Raw genomic sequence first — 20,719 nt, 5'->3', positions numbered from 1 at the left:
TCACGTCTGCGGGGGGCGGCGCATCGGGATTTCCGGTCGTCGAGGAGGTGTCAGGGGGGCGGGAGCAGGTCGGTCTTGCCAAACATCTCGGCCGTCGCGCGAGCAGTCGGCGCTCCCGCCTCGGGGTCCGCGCCATGCTCCAGCAGGGCGGCCACCACGGCCGGCTCACCCTTGAAGATCGCGCCCGCCAGAGGCGACTGTCCGCGGTCGTTGAGCCGGTCGACGTCGGCTCCTCGGGACGCCAGCTCACGGACCAGGTCGGCGTGGCCGTGATAGGCCGCGAGCATCAGCAGCGTGTTGCCCGATGCGTCGGTGAGATTGGGTGGAGCCCCGGCGTCCAGATAGGCAACGAGCTGAGCCGTCGCCCCCTGCCGCGCGAGATCCATCAGCTGGTGGGCGAACTCGACCGACTCCTGGCTGGGTTCCTCCATCGTGACAGCGTACGGTCGACGTCACTATGGATGGGCTGACGCAGACTCCGAGCGCGCTGGTCCTGGGCGTGCCGCTCTCCCTGCTCGACCGCTCCCGCATCCGTCAGGGTGAGCAGGCGGGGGTCGCGCTGCGGGCCACCGTCGATCGGGCCGTGCGCGCCGAGGAGCTCGGATTCCACCGGTTCTGGGTCGCCGAGCACCACGCGGTGCCTGGGATCGCCAGTGGGAGTCCGCCGGTGCTGATGGCGGCGGTCGCAGCCGCCACCCGACGGATCCGGGTCGGCTCGGGCGGGATCATGCTCCCCAACCACCGGCCGCTCATCGTGGCGGAGCAGGCTCGGATGCTGGCGGCCCTGCACCCCGGCCGCATCGATCTGGGCGTCGGGCGGTCCCTCGGATTCACAGCCCCGGTGCGCGAAGCGCTCGGTGTCACGCAGTACCGGCCCGAGAACTTCGCGCAGGACCTGGGCGCCCTCCAGGAGTTCCTCGACGACACCAGGCCGGTGACCGTCATGCCACCCGGGATCGCCGCACCACCCCTCTTTGTCCTCGCGACCGGTTCCGGACTCGCCACCGCCGCAGAGCGTGGGCTCCCCGTCGTGGTTGGTGGGCCGGTGCTCCACGGCGACCTGGAGCCGTTGTCCGACTACCGGCGCCAGTTCCGCCCCAGCGCCCACTGGCCCGAGCCGCACCTGATCATCAGTGCAGACGTCCTCATCGCCCAGACCCCGGAGCGCGCTCGCGACCTTGCGCTGCCCGAGGCCTGGGCGATGGTGGCGTCGCGGTCCACCGGCGCCTTTCCACCCCTGTCGGACCATGAGCCGCACGGGCTCACTGGCCGTCAGCAGGCACTGGTGGAGGAGCACGTGGAACGCACCGTGCACGGCACGGCGGACCAGGTCGCCCAGAGACTGCGCGACCTGGTCGCTCGCACCGGTGCCGCCGAGGTCATCGCCTTCAGCTCGACCTTCGATCGAGCTGCGCAGGACGCGTCCGATGCCGCCCTTGCTCGGCTGCAGCACAGGGGAACTGACCAAAGTCATCCGCAGGGGGTATAGCGCGCGCACCCCTGGGTGCGGGATACTGAGTGGGTGCGCTCCCGGGACTAGCTCGGCGGCCCCGGATCTGGGAGAACCTTAGATGTCTGAACTCATCATCATCGGTTACGACGACCACGAGACGGCAGACCGCGCCTACAACAAGGTGATGGACCTGCAGCGAGACTTCGTCGTCGAACTCAACGGCCTGGCCACGGTGCACATCGACGACAAGGGCAAGAAGCATGTCGAGATGCCGCAGAAGATCGTCGGTGCCTCGGCCACCGCCGGCGGACTCTGGGGAGTCCTGGTGGGCCTGCTCTTCCTGGCCCCCGGCCTGGGGCTGCTGCTCGGCGGGGCCTTCGGTGCCCTCAGCGGCAAGCTGAGCAAGGCCGGGATCGACAGGTCCTTCCGGGAGCGCGTCGAGGGCATGCTCACCCCGGGCAGCGCGGCGGTGGTGGTCATGGCCGGCAAGATCACCGAGGACAAGTTCAACAAGGCCATGGCGGAGTTCGGCGGAACCGTGCTGCAGACCTCCCTCTCGGAGGAGGACGAGGCTGAGCTCGCCGCGGACCTGGCGGGCGAGCAGGAGTAGGCACCAGACTGCGCGTTTCCCTGTTCACTCAGGAGATTCCTCGCTAGACTCGCTGGCCCTACGAACGGGAGACTCCTATGTCCGACACCAACTTCCAGTTGCTCGCGATCGGTGTCTACTTCCTGGCGATGATCGGAATCGGCTATTACGCCTTCCGCAAGACCAGCAGCCACGAGGACTACATGCTCGCCGGGCGTGGGCTCAACCCCATGACGGCAGCCCTGAGCGCCGGTGCCTCCGACATGTCGGGCTGGCTGATGATGGGCCTGCCCGGCGCCATCTACGCCGCCGGGCTGATCGAGGCTTGGATCGCGATCGGTCTCACGGTGGGTGCCTACCTCAACTGGCTCGTCGTGGCGCCCCGCCTGCGCGCCTACACCGAGGTGGCGCAGAACTCCATCACGATCCCCAGCTTCTTCGAGAACCGGCTGCACGACCGGTCCCGGCTGCTGCGCATCGTCTCGGGCCTGATCATCCTCATCTTCTTCACCTTCTATGTCTCCTCCGGCATGGTCGCCGGTGGTGTCTTCTTCGAGTCCTCGTTCGACTCCAACTATCAGGTCGGGATGCTGCTCGTGGCCGGCGTCACCCTGCTCTACACCCTCTTCGGTGGGTTCCTGGGAGCCTCGCTCACGGACGTGGTGCAGGGGCTGATGATGGTGATCGCGCTGGTCATCGTGCCGCTCATCGCCTTCTTCACCGTCGGCGGGCTGTCCGACGTGCAGGACGGCATCAGCGAGTCCGGCGCGGAGCTGTCCGGCCTGTTCCCCGCCAACATGGACACCCTGGTGTGGTTCGGGATCATCTCCTCACTGGCCTGGGGCCTGGGCTATGTCGGTCAGCCACACATCATCGTGCGCTTCATGGCGCTGCGCAGCGTCGCGAGCGCCAAGCCGGCCCGTCGCATCAGCATCACCTGGATGATCGTCTCCCTCGTCGGAGCGGTGGTCTCCGGGTTCATCGGCATCGCCTACATCCAGCGCAGCGACGTCACCCTGGACAACCCCGAGACCATCGTCCTGGTCATGTCCCAGGCCCTCCTGCACCCGTTCATCGCCGGCCTGGTGCTGGCCGCGGTGCTCGCGGCGATCATGTCGACCCTGTCCAGCCAGCTGATCGTCTGCTCCTCGGCGCTGGTGGAGGATCTCTATCGGGTCCGGGCCAAGGAGCCGCCCAGCCAGCAGCGCCTCGTGCTTCTGGGCCGGCTGTGCGTCCTCGGGGTGGCGCTCGTCGCGATCCTGCTGGCTCTCAACCCCAACGACACCATCCTCGAGCTGGTCGGCTTTGCCTGGGCCGGTTTCGGTGCCGCCTTCGGGCCGATCGTGCTGCTCAGCCTGTTCTGGCGCAAGCTCAGCAACTGGGGCGCCCTGGTCGGCATGATCACCGGCGCGGTGACCGTCTTCCTGTGGGATGCACTGGAGGGCTGGACGGACGCCTCGATCTTCACCGTCTACGAGATCCTGCCGGGCTTCCTGCTCAACCTGGTCGTGGCGATTGTCGTCAGCAACATGACCTATCAGGAGAACCCCGAGCTGGAGGACGAGTTCGACACAGCCAGCGAGCTCGTCACCTCGGTGCGGTAGGGCTGAGCCAAGCCTCTCCTCCGTGGCATCAGTCGGCAAAATCCGATAGATATGGAGCATGCGCAAGGCACGCGTCCTCATCGTCACCTATCCGGTCGTCGCACTGACGGTCGCAGTGCTGGCGGTGGTCCTTGGCCTGCTCGCGTCGGGTCAGGGCGAGGCTGCGCGTTGGCTGGCCAGTCTCTACGTGGGCGCTGTCGTGATCCACACCGCAGTCGGGATGGTGCGCGACATACTGCGTGGGCACTACGGCCTCGACATCCTCGCCGTCGTGGCGATGGTCGCGACCATCGCGGTGGGGGAGTATGTCGCGGGCCTGATCATCGTGCTGATGCTCAGCGGTGGCGAGGCGCTGGAGGAGTTCGCGGCCCGGCGGGCCCGCTCGGAGCTGACCGCCCTGCTGGAGGGCGCCCCGCAGCGAGCCCGACGACTGGCTGAGGACGGCCAGGTCCAGGATGTTGACATCGCAGCGGTGCAGATCGGTGACGTGCTGCTCGTGCGCCCCGCAGAGGTCGTCCCTGTCGACGGCGAGCTGCTGGATGAGGTGGGCGTCTTTGACGAGTCGTCGCTGACCGGTGAGAGCCTGCCGGTCGAGCGGGTGCGGGGCGAGTCGGTGATGAGCGGAGCGGTCAACGGAGAGGTGGCCCTGCGGATACGCGCGAGTGCCTCCGCCGCAGACTCGCAGTATCAACAGATCCTGACCCTGGTGACCGAGGCCCAGGAGTCCAAGGCACCGACCGTGCGGCTCGCCGACCGGTTCGCCGTTCCCTTCACCGTCGTGTCCCTGGTGATCGCCGGCATCGCGTGGTGGGCCTCCGGAGACCCAGTGCGCTTCGCGGAGGTGCTGGTGCTCGCGACCCCGTGCCCCCTGCTGATCGCCGCGCCGGTCGCCTTCCTGGGCGGTATGAGCCGCTCGGCCCGTTCCGGTGTCGTGGTCAAGGGCGGCGGGACGCTGGAGGCGCTGGCGCGGGTGCGGTCGGTCGCCTTCGACAAGACGGGCACCCTCACGCACGGCCGACCAGCGCTGACTGAGATCGACCCTGTCGAGGGTGCAGATCCGGACGAGCTGTTGAGACTCGCCGCCTCGGCCGAGCAAGGGTCCTCCCACGTGCTGGCAGCGGGGGTGATGCAGGCCGCCCACGACAGGGGGTTGGCACTGTCTCCCGTTGACTCGGCGAGCGAGACCGCAACCAACGGGGTTGAGGCGATGGTCGACGGCCACACCGTGCGGGTCGGCAAGCTGCGTTTCGTCCAGGAGGTCGACCCCACCGCCACCTTCCCGGAGCTCGAGCCGGGCCACACCGCTGTTGCGGTGGCGGTCGACGGGCGATGGGTGGGCTCCCTGATCCTGCGGGACACCCTGCGCGAGAACGCCGCCGCGACGGTCCGGATCTTGCGCGAGGAGGGGGTGGGCCGGGTCGTGATGCTGACCGGCGACAACGAGGCGACCGCCCGCTCGCTGGCTACCCAGGCAGGGATTGACGAGGCCCACGGTGGGCTCCTGCCGGAGGACAAGGTCCGGTTGGTCGGCGAGTTGCCCCCGATCGTCGTCATGGTCGGCGACGGGGTCAATGATGCTCCCGTCCTAGCGGCCGCAGACGTGGGGATCGCGATGGGTGCCCGTGGCTCGACCGCAGCGAGCGAGTCGGCAGACGTGGTGATCATGAAGGACGACGTGGGCAAGGTCGTCCAGGCGGTCACCATCGGTCGGCACACCTACCGGGTGGCCCTCACCGCGATCTGGATCGGCGTCGTGCTCAGCCTGGGCCTCATGGTGGTCGCCGCGTTCGGGCACATCCCGGCGGTCGCCGGAGCCCTGACCCAGGAACTCGTGGACCTGGCCTGCATCCTTTATGCGCTCCGGGCGCTGAAGGGCGGCACGAGCCATCCGGAGCTGCGCCTGCCCTCCGGGGGTTCGGAGCAGCAGAGTCCCGTCAGCCTCCGAGCTGGCCGCGCCGACGGCTGAGATAGGCACGCTCAGCAGCGTTTCCCGCCAGGGCGATCGCCCGGTCATAGGCCGCGCCCGCCTCAGCGCTGCGACCCAGCCGCCGCAGCAGGTCGGCTCGCGTCGCGTGAAGGGCGTGATAGCCGCTGAGAGGTTCCGCCAACCGCTCGACCTCGGCGAACCCGACCGCCGGTCCATCCACCTCGGCGACGGCGACGGCACGATTGAGACGCACGATCGGCGAGGGATCGATGGTGACCAGCCCGTCATACAACCGGACGATGCGGGACCAGTCGGTGTCCCGGACAGATGGGGCGGCGGTGTGCACGGAGTTGATCGCGGCGAGCAGCTGAAAGCGACCCACGGATCCCGCTCCGGCGACGGCTGACCCGGCCTCGGCCACCAGCGATGCTCCCTCGGCGATCAGGGCACGATCCCACGCCCCACGGTCCTGCTCGTCCAGAGTCACCAGCTCACCGGTGCGCGACACACGCGCGGCCCGGCGCGCGTCGGTGAGCAGCATGAGCGCCAGGAGTCCGGTCACCTCGCCCTCGTCGGGCAGGAGTTCGTGCAGCAACCGGCCGAGCCGGATCGCCTCATCGGTCAGTTCGACGCGCAGAGGATCGTCACCCTGGCTGGCGAGATAGCCCTCGTTGAAGATGAGATAGACCACGGCCAGCACGCCGGCGAGGCGGACCCGCAGGTCCTGCTCGAGCGGCACGCGGTAGGGGATGTGAGCCGTCTTGATCTTCGCCTTGGCGCGCGTGATGCGTTGTGCCAGAGCGGTCTCCCGGACGAGAAAGGCATGGGCGATCTGGGCGACGGTCAGGCCGCCCAGCAGCCGCAGCGTGAGGGCGACCCGCGCCTCCATGGCCAGTGCCGGGTGGCAGCAGGTGAAGATCAGACGGAGGCGGTCGTCCTCGATCGGGCCGACCGGATCGGGGCGGCTGTCGTCCGTCACCATGAGGGCCTCCTGGTGCTTGGCGTCCCGTCGGGACTCGCGGCGGATCCGGTCGATCGCCTTCCGCGTGGCCGTGGTCGTCAGCCACCCGCCGGGATGAGGAGGTATGCCGTCCCGCGCCCAGCGCTCCACCGCCAGGGAAAATGCCTCGGCAGCGGCATCCTCGGCGATGTCAAGGTCACCGAAGCGTCGGGTCAGGCCGGCGACCACCCGCGCCCACTCCTGACGGTGGACACGGGTGATGGCCTCCTCGAGTTCCCGGTCGGTCACGACTCCAACAGCGTCGCGAAGGACTCGGCAGATTGGAACGGCCGGACCTCGACCGTGCCGCGACATGCCTTGGACCCCTCTGCGGCGAGGGCAAGTGCCTCGTCCAGATCTGCTGCCTCGATGACCCAGAAGCCGCCGAGGTGCTCCTTCGTCTCCAGGTAGGGCCCGTCGGTGAACACCGGCTGCTCGCCCTGGCCGTCGACAGTGGTGGCGATGCTCGCCGGCTCGAGGCCGTCGGCGAAGACGAGGTGGCCATCGCGTTCCAGCTTCTCGTTGAAGACGCCGGTGTCAGCAAACGCCTGCAGCATCTCCTCCTTGGAGGAGTAGTTGCCGAAATCGGTGCGCTCGGCGGATCCGAAGACGGACAGCAGATATCTGGGCATCTGCCTCACCCCGCCTCTGGTGCGTCGAGCTGAAGGATCTGCGCCCGGGTCGGGAACCGGTGGACCTCCTGCGGCCAGTCGAGCGCGACCGCGAGGCGGCCGGCCCAGTAGCGTGCCCTGGCATCGTCGGGGACGTCCACCACGCAGAAGCCGCCGAGGTGCTCCTTGGTCTCGACGAAGGGGCCGTCGGTGAACACCGGCTCACCGTCTCGGTTCTCGACACTGCACAGTGTGGTGGAGGCGTCGAGGCCCCCGTCGCCGAAGACGTAGGCACCGTCGGCCGCCATCTCCTCGGTCACGGCCAGACTGGCCTCGGACTTGGCGCGCAACTCTTCCACCGTGTGGTCGGGCACCCACTCGTCGTTGAATGCGATCAGATACTGCGGCACAGTCGTCTCCTCCTCAGGCTCGGGTGAGATCAGTGGTTGACCTCGGTTCGGGCGGCTTGGTGGCCACCCTTCACCAGCTCAACGAACGGGCTCCCTCCGATACGACACCATCGCAGCAAGTGGCGCAAGATTTTTGCGTGTTGGGGTTGCGACTGTCAGTGATGATTAGTACACTTGTTCGCATGAAGGGAAGAGGCGCCGGGGCGCGGGTCGGGGAGAGTGTTCTCCTCGGTCAGCGCCGCGTGCCGGACTGGCGCACCTTCGACCTGGACTGCGTGTCGGGCTCTGGTGACGTCGTTCTCGGTGCGGTTGGTCCGGGGGAGAGCCTTGAGGAGTTGGCGGCGGCTCGGGCGTGGGAGGGGCAGTTCTGGACTGAGTTGGGGGCGGTCTCGGACACCGAGGGTGCGGAGTATGCCGCGTTGGTCGCCGAGGTCGAGGAGGCGTTGGCGGGGATGGGGCAGGAGGCTGATCCTGCGCAGGATCTGGCTGGTGGGTTGGAGGTTGCGGGTCGGGGCCTGGCGCGGGCCGGGCAGGTGGGGGCTGAGGGGTTGGTGGCGGTCTTTGAGTCCGAGCTGGTGGCGGGGTTGGAAGCGGCCGGGCGGGTCCGTAACCAGGTGATCGGGCAGGTCGTGGCCCTGGCCCGGGAGTGTTGGGAGCGGGGGTTGCACAACCAGGTGGGGATGTCGTTGCCGACGTGGTTGCGGGTGCGTTGCCAGTGGTTGTCGAAGCAGGAGGCCTGCCAGATCCTGGACGTGGTCCGTGCCGGTGAGTGCGACTGGGGCAGCGCGTTGGCGTTGGCGGTCGTGCAGGGGCGCACGGGGGTGGATCGGGGCGCGTTGGTGGCCCGCACGATGCGCCGGTTGGTGCCGTGCCTGAGTGCGGAGCAGGCGCAGGATTATGCGGGTATCGCTACGGACGCGGCGATCGACCCGCAGATCAGCGACGCGGACCTTCAGGTGGTGTGCAAGAAGTTGTTGATCGACCTGCTGGACGAAAAGCCCCGGGAGGAGACCAAGGACACCGCGCAGGCCCTGCGGACGGTGTCGCGCCGCGCCCTAGGGCGGGGCATGACCCGCTTCACCGTCGACGCCCCGGAGGTCGAGGCGGCACTGATCGATGGGGTGCTGAACGGGCCGTTGGCGGCACCGGTGCCGGACAAGGCCGCCCTGGACGATGGTGGGGGTTTGGACCTGCGCAGCCCGGGGCAGCGCAAGTTCGACGCGTTGCTGATGGTGCTCAACCGTGGGATGTCCAACCCGGGTGCCCCGCCGTCCTCGGGGCGGGCGTCGGTGATGGTCACGGTCAAGGCAGACCCGGACACGGGCAAACCTGCCGGGGCGGCGTTGTCCAACACCGGTGCGGTGCTGGACGCGGCGCAGGCCGGACGGTTGGCGTGCATCGGGGACCTGACCCCGATCGTGCTCGGTGAGCACGGCGAACCCCTGAGGCTGGGACGCACGGTGCGGCTAGCGACGCCGGGACAATTCAAAGCGTTGATGGTCCGCGACAGGCACTGCACTTATCCGGGCTGCGATGTGCCCGGCACGTGGTGCGACGCGCACCACATCATCTGGTGGTGCCGCGGGGGTGGCACCGACATCGCCTTCCTGGTCCTGCTCTGTCCGCGACACCACACCCTCGTGCACGACAAGGACCTGATAGCCACCATCGCCGGATCCATCGTGACCTGGCACGTGTGACCACCCTGCCCCGCGCCCGGCCCTTCGCGGCCGGGCACACAGCCATGTCCGCCGACGCTCTGGGGAGGCACTCCAGAGGGTGCTCACTCGGCATACAGCTGCAGCTCGCGAGCAAATCGGTCGCCGATGCGCAGGACCTCCTCGAGGTCGGGGTGACGATAGATGATCATGCCGTCGGAGAGCAGGGTGGCCCGCCAGTCACGGCGCGGAGCCCCGACCGGCAGCAGATCGAGGACGCAGACATGCTCACCGAGCTCACGCATCAGCCGGTCCAACCCCTCGACGCGGCTGATCCGGCCCGTGCCCTGAGCCCGTTTGAACATGCTGGCCGCGTTGAACTTGTGCGTCACCGCCGGCGCGGTCCCCGTGGTGATCGCCTGGGCCCAGGTGCGGAACAGGTCGTTGTCCGTGGCGTAGTTCATGACGTCGACGGTGCGGGCGCCGGGCGGGCGCGCCCCGATCTCGCCGAAGACGGCCTCGCCGTCCGCCTTCAGATACCACTCCATGTGCGTGAATCCGTCGGTGAAGTTCAGCGCCTTCAGGACCGCGCGGCCCATCGCCAGGCCACCGGCCAGTCGGGGCTCACTCGTGTCGCGCAGAGACAGCGTGACCGGGCTGATCCACTCATGGCTGCGCTGCTCCAGGGGGCGTGGCAGATACCAGCTGACGTTCTCAAAGAGCACGTCACCGTCGCCGCACACGGTGTCATAGGTGAACTCCTGGCCGTCGATGAACTCCTCGACGCTGAGCAGCGGCACGTGCCGGATCATCGCCTGCACCTCGGCGAGCTGCTCGGGGGAGTCCACGCGATAGGTGTCAGCCGAGCCAGCGCCGGCGATCGGCTTGACGATCAGCGGGAAGCCGATGCGCTCGGCCGCCTCCCACACCTCCGCACCGGCGCGGGCGGAGGCGTGCCGCGGCGTGCGGATCCCGGCGGCGTCGAGCACCTGCTTCATCGCCTCCTTGTCCCGGAACCAGGTGGCCTGCTCCAGTGTCATTCCCGGCAGCTCCAGGTGCTCGCGGATGCGGGCGGCGAGCTCGACATAGGGCTCCCAGAGGCACTCGACCCGGTCGATCGAGACATGCCGGGACAGGCCACGCAGCGCGGCGAGCACGGCCTCCTCGTCGCGCAGGGAGACGTGCTCATAGTGGGCCAGGTGCTGCTGGGCCTCCGGCGGCAGCATGGCGGCGGGTTGGTCGCCGACCCCGATGACGCGGGCCCCGGTCTGGGCCAGCGCACGGGTGAAGTAGGCCTGCTCGAAGGGGAAGCCCGGGGACAGCATCACGATGTTCATGGTCACGCCCTTCTACTCCGACTCGACGAGCTCGATGCGGACCGTGCTGACGATGCGGTCCAACGCCTCCTGCACCACGTGGGTGTCCCAGTGCCGCACCGTGATGAACCCCTCTCCCTCGTATGACGGCGAGGCCGCCTGACCACGCGACGGGAGCCGGGCGGCGACCACCAGGTCTCCGAGCGCGGCCTGGACCTCCTCGATTCCGTGGACGGCGCGGACCCGGCCACGCCCCATCCCGCGCAGGTAGGCCGTACCGGCGGCGTAGACCCGGTCCGGGCGGTCGAACTGGCCCAGCAGCACCAGGCGTGCCCACAGGGTGAAGAAGTCGACGTCGTGGCTCAGCCCGATCATGCCGGCCAGTTGCGCACCAGGTGGCCGGGCGCCCACCTCGGAGATGGCCACCGAGCCGTCCGGGCGGGCGAACCACTCCATGTGGGAGAAGGCGGTGTCCACCCCGAGCGCCTGCAGTGCGGCCGGTCCCACCCGGTGGATCTCGGCATACTCCGCCCCACCGATCTCGTGCGGCAACAGCACGGTCCACTGCATCCACGGGTTGCGCAGCACCTCCAGCGGTGGTGGCGCATAGTCCGCGATCGAGGACCACAGGGTCTGCCCGTTCAGGGTCACCGAGTCGAAGGTGTGCTCACGGCCGGTGAGGAACTCCTCGAGCAGCCACACCTCCGAGGGGTCCCGCTGCGCCATGGCCAGCCATGAGTCGAAGTCGTGCGCCGTGTCCAACCGGAAGGTGGCCTTGGCCCCGGCACCGTCCGGCGGCTTGGCGACGATCGGGAAGCCGACCAGGTCTCGGAACGCGGTCGCCTGCTGGGTCTGGTGCACCAGCTGGTGGCGGGCGCACGGCAACCCGGCCGCGGTGAGCACCTCTTTCATCCGGGACTTGTCCCGCACGTTGCGGGACGACCCGACGCTCAGCCCGGGGATGCCCAGTGCCTCGCGGGCCTGAGCCAGGGGGACCTGGAGCTGCTCGAGGATGCCGATCAGCCGCTCGATCGGACCCAGCTGGTGCTGCAGGTCGCGGACAGCGTCCACGATCTCTTGCGGGTCGAGCCCGTCACTGACCTGCCAGTGGCCCGCCAGTGCCTCGCGCAACTCGGGGGAGAGCTGCTCGCGCGGTGTGGTGGTGATGACCGCGAGTTGCACTCCAGGAACTCGGGCGGCGGCCAGGACAAAGTGGCTGGTCGCCTCCAGCAGGAAGGGCGCGACAAAGGCAGCGTTGACCATGTCGGAACTGTAGTGGCCGCTGGCACACTGTGCCCATGGAGAGCGAGGGCCCCCGGGGCCGGCCGGGGCACCTTGGGCTGCAGGGAGCCCGAGGCGGGGCGGGGAGAGGGGGCGGCGCGGGGACAAGAGACGGCGCGGGGACCGGGCAGCGGGATCGTTTCATCGACCTGGTCCGGGCCGTGAGCATCGTGGTCGTGGTGCTGGGGCACTGGACGATGGCTGCCCTGCACGGCGGATCGACCACGGGTGAGGGGTGGTCCGGCATACGGGTCGACAACATCCTGGCGTTCACCCCGCAGCTGCACCCGCTGACCTGGCTGCTGCAGGTGATGCCGCTGTTCTTCTTCGCAGCCGGCTTCACCAACGCCCTGGGGCTGCGCCGACCGGGACGGGTCCGCGCCTTTCTGGTCGGGCGCGTCGAGCGCGTCACCCGGCCGACCCTGGTCCTGATCGGGGTGTGGCTGGTGCTCTGCACGGTGCTCATCGCCGCGGGCGTGGACGAGGGCCTGGTCGACGCGGCCGGGCAGAACGCCGCGATGATCCTGTGGTTCCTCGCGGTCTACCTGGTGCTGGCCCTGATCGCACCGCTGCAGGTGGCGGTGCACCGTCGGCTCCCGTGGCTGCTGGTCAGCGTGCTGCCGCTGCTCGCTGTGCTGCTGGACCGCACCCAGAACACCTCCTGGGCCGGCCTGGGATTCGTCAACTACCTCATCGTCTTCGGCTTCGCCCAGGAGCTCGGGATGCTGTATGCCGACGGTCGGCTCACCCGACGACCCCGGTGGGTCTGGCCGCTCGGTGCGGCGGCGGCCGTCGGACTGCTGGTGCTGCTCACCGCGATCGGGCCCTATCCGGTGAGCATGATCACGGTGCCAGGGGAGCAGATGTCCAACATGCTGCCGCCGAGCGTCTGCGTGATCCTGGCTGGTGCCCTGCAGGTCTGTCTGCTGATGTGGGCTCGGCCCGCCCTGAGCCGGTGGTTGGAGGGGGAGTGGACGTGGCTCGCCGTCGTGGTGGTGAACCGGTCGGTGATGACCATCTTCCTGTGGCACCTCACCGGATTCGTCGTCGCCACCGCGGTGCTGCTCGGGGTGGGACTGCCACTGCCCGAGCCGGGCACCGGACTGTGGTGGGCGCACAAGCTCCTGTGGTTGCTGGTCGCCGGGATCATCACAGCGGTGCTGGTGCGGCTGCTGACGTTCGTCGAATGGCTGCCCAGCCGGGCGGCCGTGCCACCCACCACCCTGGCGGTCCCGGCGACCGTCCTGGTCGCCGCCGGCATGACGATGGTCGCCTCGGCCGGGTTCGCCCATCCGCTCCAGCGGGGAGGGGTCTCACTGGCCGGGCTCACCTTCGCCCCGGCCTGGGGAATGGTGCTCGTGGTGGTCGGGCTGCTGCTGGTCTGGCTGGTGCCGGCCCGGGCACGGGGGACGCTCGACGAGGATCGGGCCGTCAGGGTCCCGCGCTGAGCCCAGGGGTCCGGTCCTGAGTCCAGGGGTCCGGCGCTGAGTCGTGGAGGTGTGGACAACACTGGGCCCATGCGCTTCTCACAGGTCGACGTCTTCGCCCAGGACCCGCTCCGCGGCAACCCGCTCGCTGTCGTGCACGACGCGCAGGGTCTGTCCGACGAGCAGCTCGCCCGCTTCGCCAACTGGACGAATCTGTCGGAGACCACCTTCCTGCTCCCGCCGACCGACCCCGCAGCCGACTACCGGGTGCGGATCTTCACCGTGAGCGAGGAGCTTCCGTTTGCAGGGCACCCCACCCTCGGCAGCGCGCGGGCCTGGCTGTCTGCGGGTGGACAGCCCCACACCCCGGGCGAGGTGGTCCAAGAGTGCGGGGCGGGACTGGTGCGGGTGCGGTATGACGGGGACCACCTGGCGTTCGCAGCACCCGGATTTCTCCGTTCCGGAGAGGTGTCGGAGAGTGAGCTCCGCCAGATTGTCGCTGCGCTGCGCATCCGACCTGACCAGGTCCGGCACGCGCAGTGGATCGACAACGGCCCCGGCTGGGTGGGGGTGGTGCTGGACTCAGCTGCCGAGGTGCTGGCCCTGGAGCCGGACTACACCGCCTTCGAGGGCCTCGACGTCGGGGTCATCGGGGCCCACGGACTCGGCGGCCCGGCGGACTACGAGGTGCGTGCGTTCGTGCCAGGGCTCGGTGTCACCGAGGATCCGGTGACGGGCAGCCTCAACGCCGGCTTCGGGGTGTGGCTGATCAGGACCGGGCTGGCGCCCGACCGCTTCACTGTCCGCCAGGGCACCGCCCTGGGGCGGGCCGGAGACGTCGAACTGTATGTGGCAGACGGGCAGGTGTGGGTGAGCGGCCGCGCACAGGTGCTGATCAGCGGCGAGCTGACCCTCTGACCACCGGGGTCAGTGCTTGCCGGAGACGCAGAACTCGTTGCCCTGCGGATCGGCGAGGGTGACCCAGCGGAAGCTCTCGTCCCCACGCCGCGCCACCAGCGTGGCGCCAGCAGCCAGGAGTCGCTCGACTTCGGCGTCCAGGTCGGTGTCGGTCGTCAGATCCAGGTGCAGCCGGTTCTTGCCAGCCGTGACGGTCTCGACCTTCTGGAAGGCCAGCCAGACCGGCAACGAGCCGCCCCGGACGATGGCAAACCAGCCGTCGTTGGTCTCGGCGACCTCGGCGCCGGTCTGCTCTGCCCACCAGGAAGCCAGTGACTCCGCATCGGTGGTGTCGGTCGTGATCATGCCTACGGTGAGTGTCATGGCAGGACGCTAGTGCCCGCCACCGACACCCGTCCTCCTCGTTGCTCGCTGCCGGGCCGGGAACGCTGTCGTCGGGGCGTCGGCGGGGCGTCGTCGGGCGTCGTCGGGGCGTGTTCGTGGCGTGGTCAGGACGTGAGCGGGCGGACGGTGAGCACCTGCGCAAGAGTCCCGAACGGGCCGTTCTCGTCGTGCAGGATGCTGCTGGTCAGACCCACGCCACCGGGCCCGAACGAGACCGTGGTGTCGAGGCCGAGCCACTCACCACGCGGCTGGGTGAAGAAGTGGGCGGTCAGGTCCAGGTTAGGAAAGAGCACCTCGCGCGGGTCGGCGCGCACCGCCATGCCGTTGGCGATGTCCAGGAGCCGACACAGGTGGGCGAGCGGGCTGACCTGCTCGCCCTCGACCAGATCCTGGGTGGACCGGACCCTCAGGCGGGCCCGCCCGACCTCGGGGGCCTCCCGGTGGACCTCGGTCGAGGCGATGAACCCGCCCTGCCACACTCCCGCGGCGTGCCAGGGAGGCAGGCTCTCCCGCGACGGAAGTGGCTGGAGCGGTGTCCCGGCCAGCGCCTCGGTGTCACCGGGCTGCATCAGCCAGCAGCGCAGGATGACCGCGTCGCGCCCCCCGTGACCCAGCCGCGCCTCGACCAGCTCGATGGTGCGTCCCGGACGGAGCACGGAGACCGTGCAGTCCACGATGTCGACGGGCAGGGTGCCCAGGATGTCGTAGGAGAGGCGTCCCACCACCATCGGGTCATCCCGGCGCGCTGCCAGGTCGGTCTCCACCACGTGCACGAGGAGCCCGAGGGCTGGAGCAATGTGCTGCTCAGCAAGGTTCCAGGCCCCGCTGACGTGCTCGGTGGCTCGAAAACTGGACTCGCTGACGCGCTCGAAAAAGGCCATGGGTCCGGTGGCTCCCCTCTGCTGTGGTCTCTGACCCGCAGTATGCCGGTGGGTCGCGCGAGCTGTCGCACCCGGCTCAGTCGTCGGGCAGCACCCGCGTGAAGTGCCCGGTCGTCAACCAGTGCCGCAGCCGGTCCGTTGAGGTCGGCAGGTAGGTCGCGGCCATCTCACGGAACTGCGCGGTCGTGCTCGCCACGATGTCGTTGAGCAGCAGCAGTTGCCGCGCGGCGATGAGGGGTTCGAAGTCACGGGGGTCGATCTCCGGCAGCGGGGTGACCGAGGCATAACCATCGCGCATCGCCTGCTCTGCGTCATCGGCACCGCCGCGCAGATAGAACGTGGCGATCGCCAGGTCCAGCGCCGGCACCCCCAGCCCGCAGTCGTCGAAGTCGAAGATCGCGAGCCGGTCCTGGTGCCACTTGAGGTTGCCTCCGTGCAGGTCGGCGTGCAGTGCGTGGACGGGAGCGTCGGCATACACCCGGGCGAAGGCCGTGGTCGCCAGGGCCATCGCCTCGTCGAGCACCTGGCGCGTCGGCGCGTCCACAGCCGTCGTGGCGAGGCGGTCGGGTGCTCCGAAGAGCGGCGAGTCAAAGACCGGCAGGATGCCGTCGACCGGCAGCGACCAGGACCTGGCTTGCAGGTGCAGGTGTGCCATCGCCGCACCGAGGGCGTGCGCGACCTGCGGGGTCGGCTCACCCACGTCGGGACCCGGCAGCCAGTCGGCGCAGGTCACCAGCAGCTCTCGACCCAGGACCTGCGACTGCACCGCGGCGCACCACTGGCCGTCTGTGGTGCGCAGTGGTGTCGGCACCCGCACGGGGGTCTGCTGTGCGATGGCCAGCTGCCAGGCCTGCTGGGTGGCGATCTCCTCCCGCGGGCTGGTGGAGCTGGTGTTGATCCGCAGCGCGAACCGTTCACCGGTGTCGGTGTCCAGTGCGTAGGTCGTGTTGTAGGAGTGCAGGTGCACGTCGAGGCGGTCCACCGGCAGACCGAAGGAGGCCGCGGCGGCGACGGCGACCGGGCGCAGCGCCTCGGCCTGCTCCTCGTCGGTGAGGTCGGCGTAGGTCGGCCCGGTCGTCATACCGGCTCTTGCGGGGACGTGCGAAACATGCGGGCACTGTAGACCGTGGCTCCGTGCTATTCGAGCCACTCGGTCTCAAAGGTGTCGCTCTCGTGCAGGTGCAGGCCCTCGTAGCCGTCCGGACCGGTCACGAAGGTGTGGGCGGTCTCCGCCGGAACCACCAGGATCTGGCCCGCCCGCCCCGGCACCGTCGCGGCGCCCACGGTGAAGACGGCCGAGCCGCGCCGGATGACGAACGTCTCGGGATAGGGGTGCTGGTGCAGCCGCGGGCCGACGCCAGGCCGGGTGGTGGACTCCAGGATGAGCGAGATGCCGGCGCCGCCGGGCAGACGCTCGTGGCTCTCCGCCCACTGCTCCCCGTCCTCACGCCCGTCGGCCCGCTCGATCAGCAGGCTCGCGGCATCCCGGGCCGAGGCCGTGGGGACCACGATCCGCAGCACCTCGAACTCGGCGGGACGCAGCGGGGAGATCCCGACCTCCAGGCGCAGCAGCCCGGCGGCGACGTCCTCGGCAGTCATCGTCTGCCCCAGCCCCACCTGCACGAAGAAGGCGTCCCGGGGTCTGCTCCCGACCAGTGCCCCCTGCTCGAACAGGGCCATGAGGAACTCCTCGGTCATGACGCGGACCCGCTGCCACAGGTCGGGCTCGTCCTGCTCAAAGACCACCCAGCCCAGGTCCGTGCTGATCGACCGACGCACGTGATCGGCCAGCCTGCGGACCGGGAGGTAGCGCTGCGCCGCACCACCGGCCTGGGCGGCGGAGAGGACCCGGGCTCCCCAGACGACCGGTCCCCGACCCGGTGACTCGCGCAACGGGTTGACCCCAGCCAGGGTGAGAGACTCGGCCAGCTGGTGGTCGGCCGGAGTCGCCAGGCCCTCGATGCCGTGCAGCACGGCGTCACTGCCGGCGGGCGTCTTCCACACCCCGCGGGCCGCGTCCGTGCGCGCGATGACCCCGGCCACGGCCCCGGTCGGTGGCACGGCCCGCCCGCCGACCAGCACCCACGGGTGATAGACCGCGGCGCGGTCGCGGTGCTCTGGGATGCTGGTGAGGTCCTGTTCGGTGCTGGCCCGCCAGTCCCCGGCCGGTGGGTCGAGCAGCAGCACGGCGGAGTATGACGCGCAGCGGCGCAGCGCACGCCGCACCTGGGCAGTGTGTCCAGTGGTCAGGCCCGGGATGACGAGCACCGTGACACCGGAGCCGTCGAGGGCCTCGGCATGCTCCGTCCCGTCCGGCGGCACCAGCTCCTCCGCTGACGCTCCCGGTGCCCGGACGATGATCGCGTTGTCCCCACCGTTGGCAAAGAACAGGTCCACGGCGTGCCCGAGCGGCCGGGCGGCGTCCAGGCTGGGCCCGAAGGTGTCGTGATAGTCGGCTGCCGTCGCCACGCGCACGGGCCTGCCCACCGGCCCCTGGGTGCACGCACCGACAAAGGCGGTGACCGAGGTGGCGGCAGCTCGGATGTGACGGCTCCTGCTGAGCTGGGGGATGGGGTTCCCAGGCCGGTCGTCCTCTGGCATGTGCCATTCAACCGTGGATAGGTGAGGCGGCGCCAGGGTCGGCACCCGGCCCGCATCGTCCGGGCCGGGTGCCACCCCTCGGGACTAGGCCGGCTTCGTCGACAGGTCCCTGCTGTCCTGCGGAAACAGCAGCCGCAGGACGTCCGAGAGGGTGACCACGCCCACGGTCCGGCCCTGGTCGGCGACCACGGCCAGGTGCGTGGCGGTCTCCCGCATCCGCGCCAGCGCCTCATAGACCTTGGTCTCCGGGTCCAGCGTGAAGACGGGACGGACCAGGTCGGTCACCGGGGTGGCGTCCTCGTGGAGCAGGGTGTCCCGCACGTGGATCAGGCCGTCGGTGGCCGGGCCCGTGCCCACCAGGATCCGCAGGTGGCCGCTGCGGTGGGTGGCGGCCCGCACCTCGGCGACGGTCGCGTCCGGCTCCACCTGGGTGACGGGCGCTCCGTCGAGGAGGTCGCGGACCCGCAGGGTCTCGAGGTTGAGCGCGCCGCTGAACTGCGACGAGAGCCTGGCGTCGAGGGCGCCGACATTGGTCGAGTGCTCGACCAGGTGCCGCAGGGCGTCCGGGTTCTGACCGGTGGCGACCTCGTTGACCGCCTCGACGCCGAAGCGCTCCAGGATCCAGTTGGCGGTGCCGTTCAACGCCCGCAGCAGGGGCCGGGTGAGTGTCATGAAGACCCGCATCGGCAGGGCCAGCAGGGTCGCCGACCGCTCCGGGTGCGCGATCGCCCACGACTTGGGGGCCATCTCCCCCACGACGAGGTGGAGGAAGGTGACGATGATCAGGGCGAGGACAAAACCGGCGACGTCAGCCACCCAGAAGGCCAGGCCCCAGGCCTCGAAGAGCGGCGTCAACCAGTGGTGCACCGCGGGCTTGGTGATGGCACCGAGGGCCAGCGTGCACACGGTGATGCCCAGCTGGGAGCCAGCGAGCAGCAGGGTGAGCTCGGTCGAGCTGCGCAGCGCGGCGCGCGCCGACCGGCTGGTGCTCGCGGCGTCCTCGAGGCGGTGACGCTTGGCGGCGATCAGGGAGAACTCGACGGCGACGAAGAAGGCGCTCAGCACGATGATGGCGACGGTCACCACGGCGACGATCCACGGACTGCTCATCGCTGCTCCTCCTGCTCGTCCTGGGATGCTTCCGGACCAGTCGTGACCCCAGGCTCGGCCGTGGCCTCCGGATCGGTCGTGGCCTCCGGCTCGGTCGTGGCCTCCGGGTCGGCCGTGGCCCCAGGCTCGGTGCCGGGCGGTGAACTGGTGGCGAGGGTCAGCCTGAGCAGCGAGGGCACGTGCCGGTCGACCTCGAGGACCTCCGCGTGCAGCTCGAGCTGCTCGTCCTCACTCGCCAGGACGCTGGCGGGCTCGATCGACACCACGATGACATCTCCCTCGTCCGGGAGGGCGCCGTGGGTGGCGATGAGCAAACCGGAAGCGGTCTCGTAATCGCCGTCAGGGAGCGTGTGCCCGATGGCCCGCTCGATCTCGTCGACGTGGACGTCCCCGTCCAGCACCCACGTGCCGTCGCTCTCCTCCAGCGTCTCCGGCGGGGGCTCCGGGTCGTGCTCGTCGGTGATCTCTCCGACGAACTCCTCGGCGAGGTCCTCGAGGGTCACCACGCCGGCCAGGCCGCCATACTCGTCGACGACACAGGCCAGCTGGTTGCCGGAGGCGTTGAGCTGCTCGAGGGCGTCCGGGAGGAGCATGACCGTGGGGACGATCGTCGCCGGGCGGACCAGCTCGGTGGCGGGGGTGTCGTCGGGTCCGGTGGAGACGAGCACGTCCGTGAGGTGGACCACGCCGAGGATCTGCTCGTCGTCGTCGAGCACCGGATAGCGGGAGTGCTCCCGGGCCATCAGCTCGCGGATCTGCCCCAGGGTGTCCGTGGCCTGCAGGACCCCGACCCGGGAGCGCGGGATCATCGCGTGCTCGACGTCGCGGTCGGGGAAGTCGATGATGCGGTCGAGGAGGGTGGAGAGCTCGTCCGGCAGGTCCCCGCTGCGACGGGACTCGGCCACGATGTGCTCGAGGTCCCGGGGAGAGGCCGAGTGCTCGACGTCGTGCACCGGCTCGATGCCCAGGGCCTTGAGCAGCAGGTTGGAGGACTGGTCGAAGATCCACACCAACCACCCGGTCAGTCGCAGGTAGATGGTGGTTGGCAGGGACAGCGCCCGGGCCACCGGCTCGGGCCGGGCGATCGCGAGGTTCTTGGGCACCAACTCGCCAAAGACCATCTGCACGATGGTCGACAGCGCCAGGGCCAAGATGGTGCCGATCAGGATGCCGGTGCCCTGGGGCACACCGGCCCAGCCAAACATCTCACCGGCGGCCTGCCCGACGAGGGGCTCGGCGACATACCCCACGAGCAGCCCGGTCACGGTGATGCCGAGCTGGGCGCCGGAGAGCATGAAGGAGGTGCGCTTGGTGATGGACAGGGTGCGCTCGGCGACCGCGTCACCGGAGGCGGCTCGCGCTCCCAGCCGGGAGCGGTCCACCGTCATGTAGGCGAACTCCTGGGCGACGAAGAAGGCGGTGGCCGCCGTGATCGCCAGGATCACGACCAGGCCGATGAGCAGCGAGAGGATGGCGCTCACGGGTTGTCAACCCCCTGCCGGTTGCGGACCGTCAGGGGGCACGGCAAATGCCCGTCGTCACTCATGCG

General features: G+C 69.7%; 19 protein-coding genes. 7 read left to right on the top strand and 12 right to left on the bottom strand.

Translation table 11 applies throughout. The annotated features are described in order from the left end of the window. Nucleotides 1–50: 50 nt before the first annotated feature. Nucleotides 51–431: an ankyrin repeat domain-containing protein gene (locus FNH13_RS00730; RefSeq protein WP_143781688.1), complete on the bottom strand. Its 381-nt coding sequence runs from the start codon at nt 429–431 to the stop codon at nt 51–53. Between the two features lie 26 nt (nt 432–457). Here FNH13_RS00730 and FNH13_RS00725 point away from each other — a divergent pair, with 26 nt between their 5' ends. From FNH13_RS00725 to FNH13_RS00710, 4 genes are all read left to right on the top strand, one after another. Beyond that, nucleotides 458–1,489 carry an MsnO8 family LLM class oxidoreductase gene (locus tag FNH13_RS00725; protein WP_143781687.1) on the top strand — a complete coding sequence of 344 codons (1,032 nt, stop codon included), beginning with the start codon at nt 458–460 and terminating at the stop codon, nt 1,487–1,489. A gap of 82 nt (nt 1,490–1,571) precedes the next feature. Then, nucleotides 1,572–2,063 carry a DUF1269 domain-containing protein gene (locus FNH13_RS00720; RefSeq protein ID WP_143781686.1) on the top strand — a complete coding sequence of 164 codons (492 nt, stop codon included), beginning with the start codon at nt 1,572–1,574 and terminating at the stop codon, nt 2,061–2,063. 77 nt (nt 2,064–2,140) lie between these two features. Further along, entirely contained in the window at nt 2,141–3,646 is a 1,506-nt protein-coding gene (gene putP, locus FNH13_RS00715; RefSeq protein WP_143781685.1) for a sodium/proline symporter PutP, read from the top strand. Between the two features lie 58 nt (nt 3,647–3,704). Further along, the gene (locus tag FNH13_RS00710) at nt 3,705–5,612 is read left to right on the top strand and encodes a heavy metal translocating P-type ATPase (RefSeq protein WP_143781684.1); all 1,908 of its coding nucleotides are present in this window, start codon (nt 3,705–3,707) and stop codon (nt 5,610–5,612) included. Here FNH13_RS00710 and FNH13_RS00705 read toward each other — a convergent pair. From FNH13_RS00705 to FNH13_RS00695, 3 genes are read right to left on the bottom strand one after another with little or no spacing between them, the layout of a single operon-like run. After that, nucleotides 5,581–6,822, bottom strand: coding sequence for an RNA polymerase sigma factor (locus tag FNH13_RS00705; RefSeq protein ID WP_228266513.1), 1,242 nt, complete (start codon nt 6,820–6,822; stop codon nt 5,581–5,583). The genes FNH13_RS00710 and FNH13_RS00705 overlap by 32 nt on opposite strands. Then, nucleotides 6,819–7,205, bottom strand: coding sequence for a YciI family protein (locus FNH13_RS00700; protein WP_143781682.1), 387 nt, complete (start codon nt 7,203–7,205; stop codon nt 6,819–6,821). Before FNH13_RS00700 ends, FNH13_RS00705 begins: the two co-directional genes overlap by 4 nt. Before the next feature lie 5 nt (nt 7,206–7,210). Further along, nucleotides 7,211–7,594: a YciI family protein gene (locus tag FNH13_RS00695; protein ID WP_143781681.1), complete on the bottom strand. Its 384-nt coding sequence runs from the start codon at nt 7,592–7,594 to the stop codon at nt 7,211–7,213. 182 nt (nt 7,595–7,776) lie between these two features. Between FNH13_RS00695 and FNH13_RS00690 the strand changes: the two genes are divergently transcribed. Further along, nucleotides 7,777–9,294, top strand: a complete 1,518-nt coding sequence (locus tag FNH13_RS00690; protein WP_165699957.1) for an HNH endonuclease signature motif containing protein — start codon at nt 7,777–7,779, stop codon at nt 9,292–9,294. A gap of 83 nt (nt 9,295–9,377) precedes the next feature. Here the strand turns inward: FNH13_RS00690 and FNH13_RS00685 are convergent, their stop codons facing one another. After that, nucleotides 9,378–10,589: an ATP-grasp domain-containing protein gene (locus FNH13_RS00685; protein ID WP_143784872.1), complete on the bottom strand. Its 1,212-nt coding sequence runs from the start codon at nt 10,587–10,589 to the stop codon at nt 9,378–9,380. 12 nt (nt 10,590–10,601) lie between these two features. After that, on the bottom strand, nt 10,602–11,831 hold the full coding sequence (locus FNH13_RS00680) for an ATP-grasp domain-containing protein (protein WP_143781679.1): 1,230 nt from the start codon (nt 11,829–11,831) through the stop codon (nt 10,602–10,604). A 35-nt stretch (nt 11,832–11,866) separates the two neighbouring features. On the opposite strand from FNH13_RS00680, the gene FNH13_RS00675 reads away from it, so the two are divergent. Both FNH13_RS00675 and FNH13_RS00670 read left to right on the top strand, forming a co-directional pair. After that, entirely contained in the window at nt 11,867–13,297 is a 1,431-nt protein-coding gene (locus FNH13_RS00675) for an acyltransferase family protein (RefSeq protein ID WP_143781678.1), read from the top strand. A 69-nt stretch (nt 13,298–13,366) separates the two neighbouring features. After that, complete coding sequence (locus FNH13_RS00670) at nt 13,367–14,194, top strand: PhzF family phenazine biosynthesis protein (protein WP_143781677.1); 828 nt, start codon at nt 13,367–13,369, stop codon at nt 14,192–14,194. Between the two features lie 9 nt (nt 14,195–14,203). Here the strand turns inward: FNH13_RS00670 and FNH13_RS00665 are convergent, their stop codons facing one another. From FNH13_RS00665 to FNH13_RS00640, 6 genes are all read right to left on the bottom strand, one after another. Next, complete coding sequence (locus tag FNH13_RS00665) at nt 14,204–14,557, bottom strand: VOC family protein (RefSeq protein ID WP_143781676.1); 354 nt, start codon at nt 14,555–14,557, stop codon at nt 14,204–14,206. A gap of 125 nt (nt 14,558–14,682) precedes the next feature. Continuing rightward, on the bottom strand, nt 14,683–15,459 hold the full coding sequence (locus FNH13_RS00660; RefSeq protein WP_143781675.1) for a thioesterase family protein: 777 nt from the start codon (nt 15,457–15,459) through the stop codon (nt 14,683–14,685). Nucleotides 15,460–15,535: 76 nt separating this feature from the next. Next, a complete protein-coding gene (locus FNH13_RS00655) occupies nt 15,536–16,540 on the bottom strand; it encodes a phosphotransferase enzyme family protein (RefSeq protein WP_143781674.1) in 1,005 nt (334 codons plus the stop codon). A gap of 56 nt (nt 16,541–16,596) precedes the next feature. Further along, nucleotides 16,597–17,946, bottom strand: a complete 1,350-nt coding sequence (locus tag FNH13_RS00650; protein WP_165699956.1) for a phage tail sheath subtilisin-like domain-containing protein — start codon at nt 17,944–17,946, stop codon at nt 16,597–16,599. A gap of 198 nt (nt 17,947–18,144) precedes the next feature. Further along, nucleotides 18,145–19,170: a hemolysin family protein gene (locus FNH13_RS00645; RefSeq protein WP_143781672.1), complete on the bottom strand. Its 1,026-nt coding sequence runs from the start codon at nt 19,168–19,170 to the stop codon at nt 18,145–18,147. Further along, nucleotides 19,167–20,651, bottom strand: a complete 1,485-nt coding sequence (locus tag FNH13_RS00640) for a hemolysin family protein (protein ID WP_143781671.1) — start codon at nt 20,649–20,651, stop codon at nt 19,167–19,169. Before FNH13_RS00640 ends, FNH13_RS00645 begins: the two co-directional genes overlap by 4 nt. Between the last annotated feature and the right edge of the window lie 68 nt (nt 20,652–20,719).

Origin of the sequence: Ornithinimicrobium ciconiae, from assembly GCF_007197575.1 — a bacterium.
In the GTDB taxonomy this organism is placed as follows: domain Bacteria; phylum Actinomycetota; class Actinomycetes; order Actinomycetales; family Dermatophilaceae; genus Ornithinicoccus; species Ornithinicoccus ciconiae.
This window is presented reverse-complemented; position numbering and strand designations above follow the sequence as displayed.

What these genes read in the sequence shown, in the direction of transcription:
- FNH13_RS00720 (WP_143781686.1), top strand. Translation starts at nt 1,572, where the DNA reads ATGTCTGAACTCATCATCATCGGTTACGACGACCACGAGACGGCAGAC.
- FNH13_RS00710 (WP_143781684.1), top strand. Translation starts at nt 3,705, where the DNA reads ATGCGCAAGGCACGCGTCCTCATCGTCACCTATCCGGTCGTCGCACTG.
- FNH13_RS00680 (WP_143781679.1), bottom strand. Translation starts at nt 11,831, where the DNA reads ATGGTCAACGCTGCCTTTGTCGCGCCCTTCCTGCTGGAGGCGACCAGC.
- FNH13_RS00725 (WP_143781687.1), top strand. Translation starts at nt 458, where the DNA reads ATGGATGGGCTGACGCAGACTCCGAGCGCGCTGGTCCTGGGCGTGCCG.
- FNH13_RS00660 (WP_143781675.1), bottom strand. Translation starts at nt 15,459, where the DNA reads ATGGCCTTTTTCGAGCGCGTCAGCGAGTCCAGTTTTCGAGCCACCGAG.
- FNH13_RS00665 (WP_143781676.1), bottom strand. Translation starts at nt 14,557, where the DNA reads ATGACACTCACCGTAGGCATGATCACGACCGACACCACCGATGCGGAG.
- FNH13_RS00685 (WP_143784872.1), bottom strand. Translation starts at nt 10,589, where the DNA reads ATGAACATCGTGATGCTGTCCCCGGGCTTCCCCTTCGAGCAGGCCTAC.
- FNH13_RS00645 (WP_143781672.1), bottom strand. Translation starts at nt 19,170, where the DNA reads ATGAGCAGTCCGTGGATCGTCGCCGTGGTGACCGTCGCCATCATCGTG.
- FNH13_RS00700 (WP_143781682.1), bottom strand. Translation starts at nt 7,205, where the DNA reads ATGCCCAGATATCTGCTGTCCGTCTTCGGATCCGCCGAGCGCACCGAT.
- FNH13_RS00730 (WP_143781688.1), bottom strand. Translation starts at nt 431, where the DNA reads ATGGAGGAACCCAGCCAGGAGTCGGTCGAGTTCGCCCACCAGCTGATG.
- putP (WP_143781685.1), top strand. Translation starts at nt 2,141, where the DNA reads ATGTCCGACACCAACTTCCAGTTGCTCGCGATCGGTGTCTACTTCCTG.
- FNH13_RS00655 (WP_143781674.1), bottom strand. Translation starts at nt 16,540, where the DNA reads ATGACGACCGGGCCGACCTACGCCGACCTCACCGACGAGGAGCAGGCC.
- FNH13_RS00670 (WP_143781677.1), top strand. Translation starts at nt 13,367, where the DNA reads ATGCGCTTCTCACAGGTCGACGTCTTCGCCCAGGACCCGCTCCGCGGC.
- FNH13_RS00675 (WP_143781678.1), top strand. Translation starts at nt 11,867, where the DNA reads ATGGAGAGCGAGGGCCCCCGGGGCCGGCCGGGGCACCTTGGGCTGCAG.
- FNH13_RS00690 (WP_165699957.1), top strand. Translation starts at nt 7,777, where the DNA reads ATGAAGGGAAGAGGCGCCGGGGCGCGGGTCGGGGAGAGTGTTCTCCTC.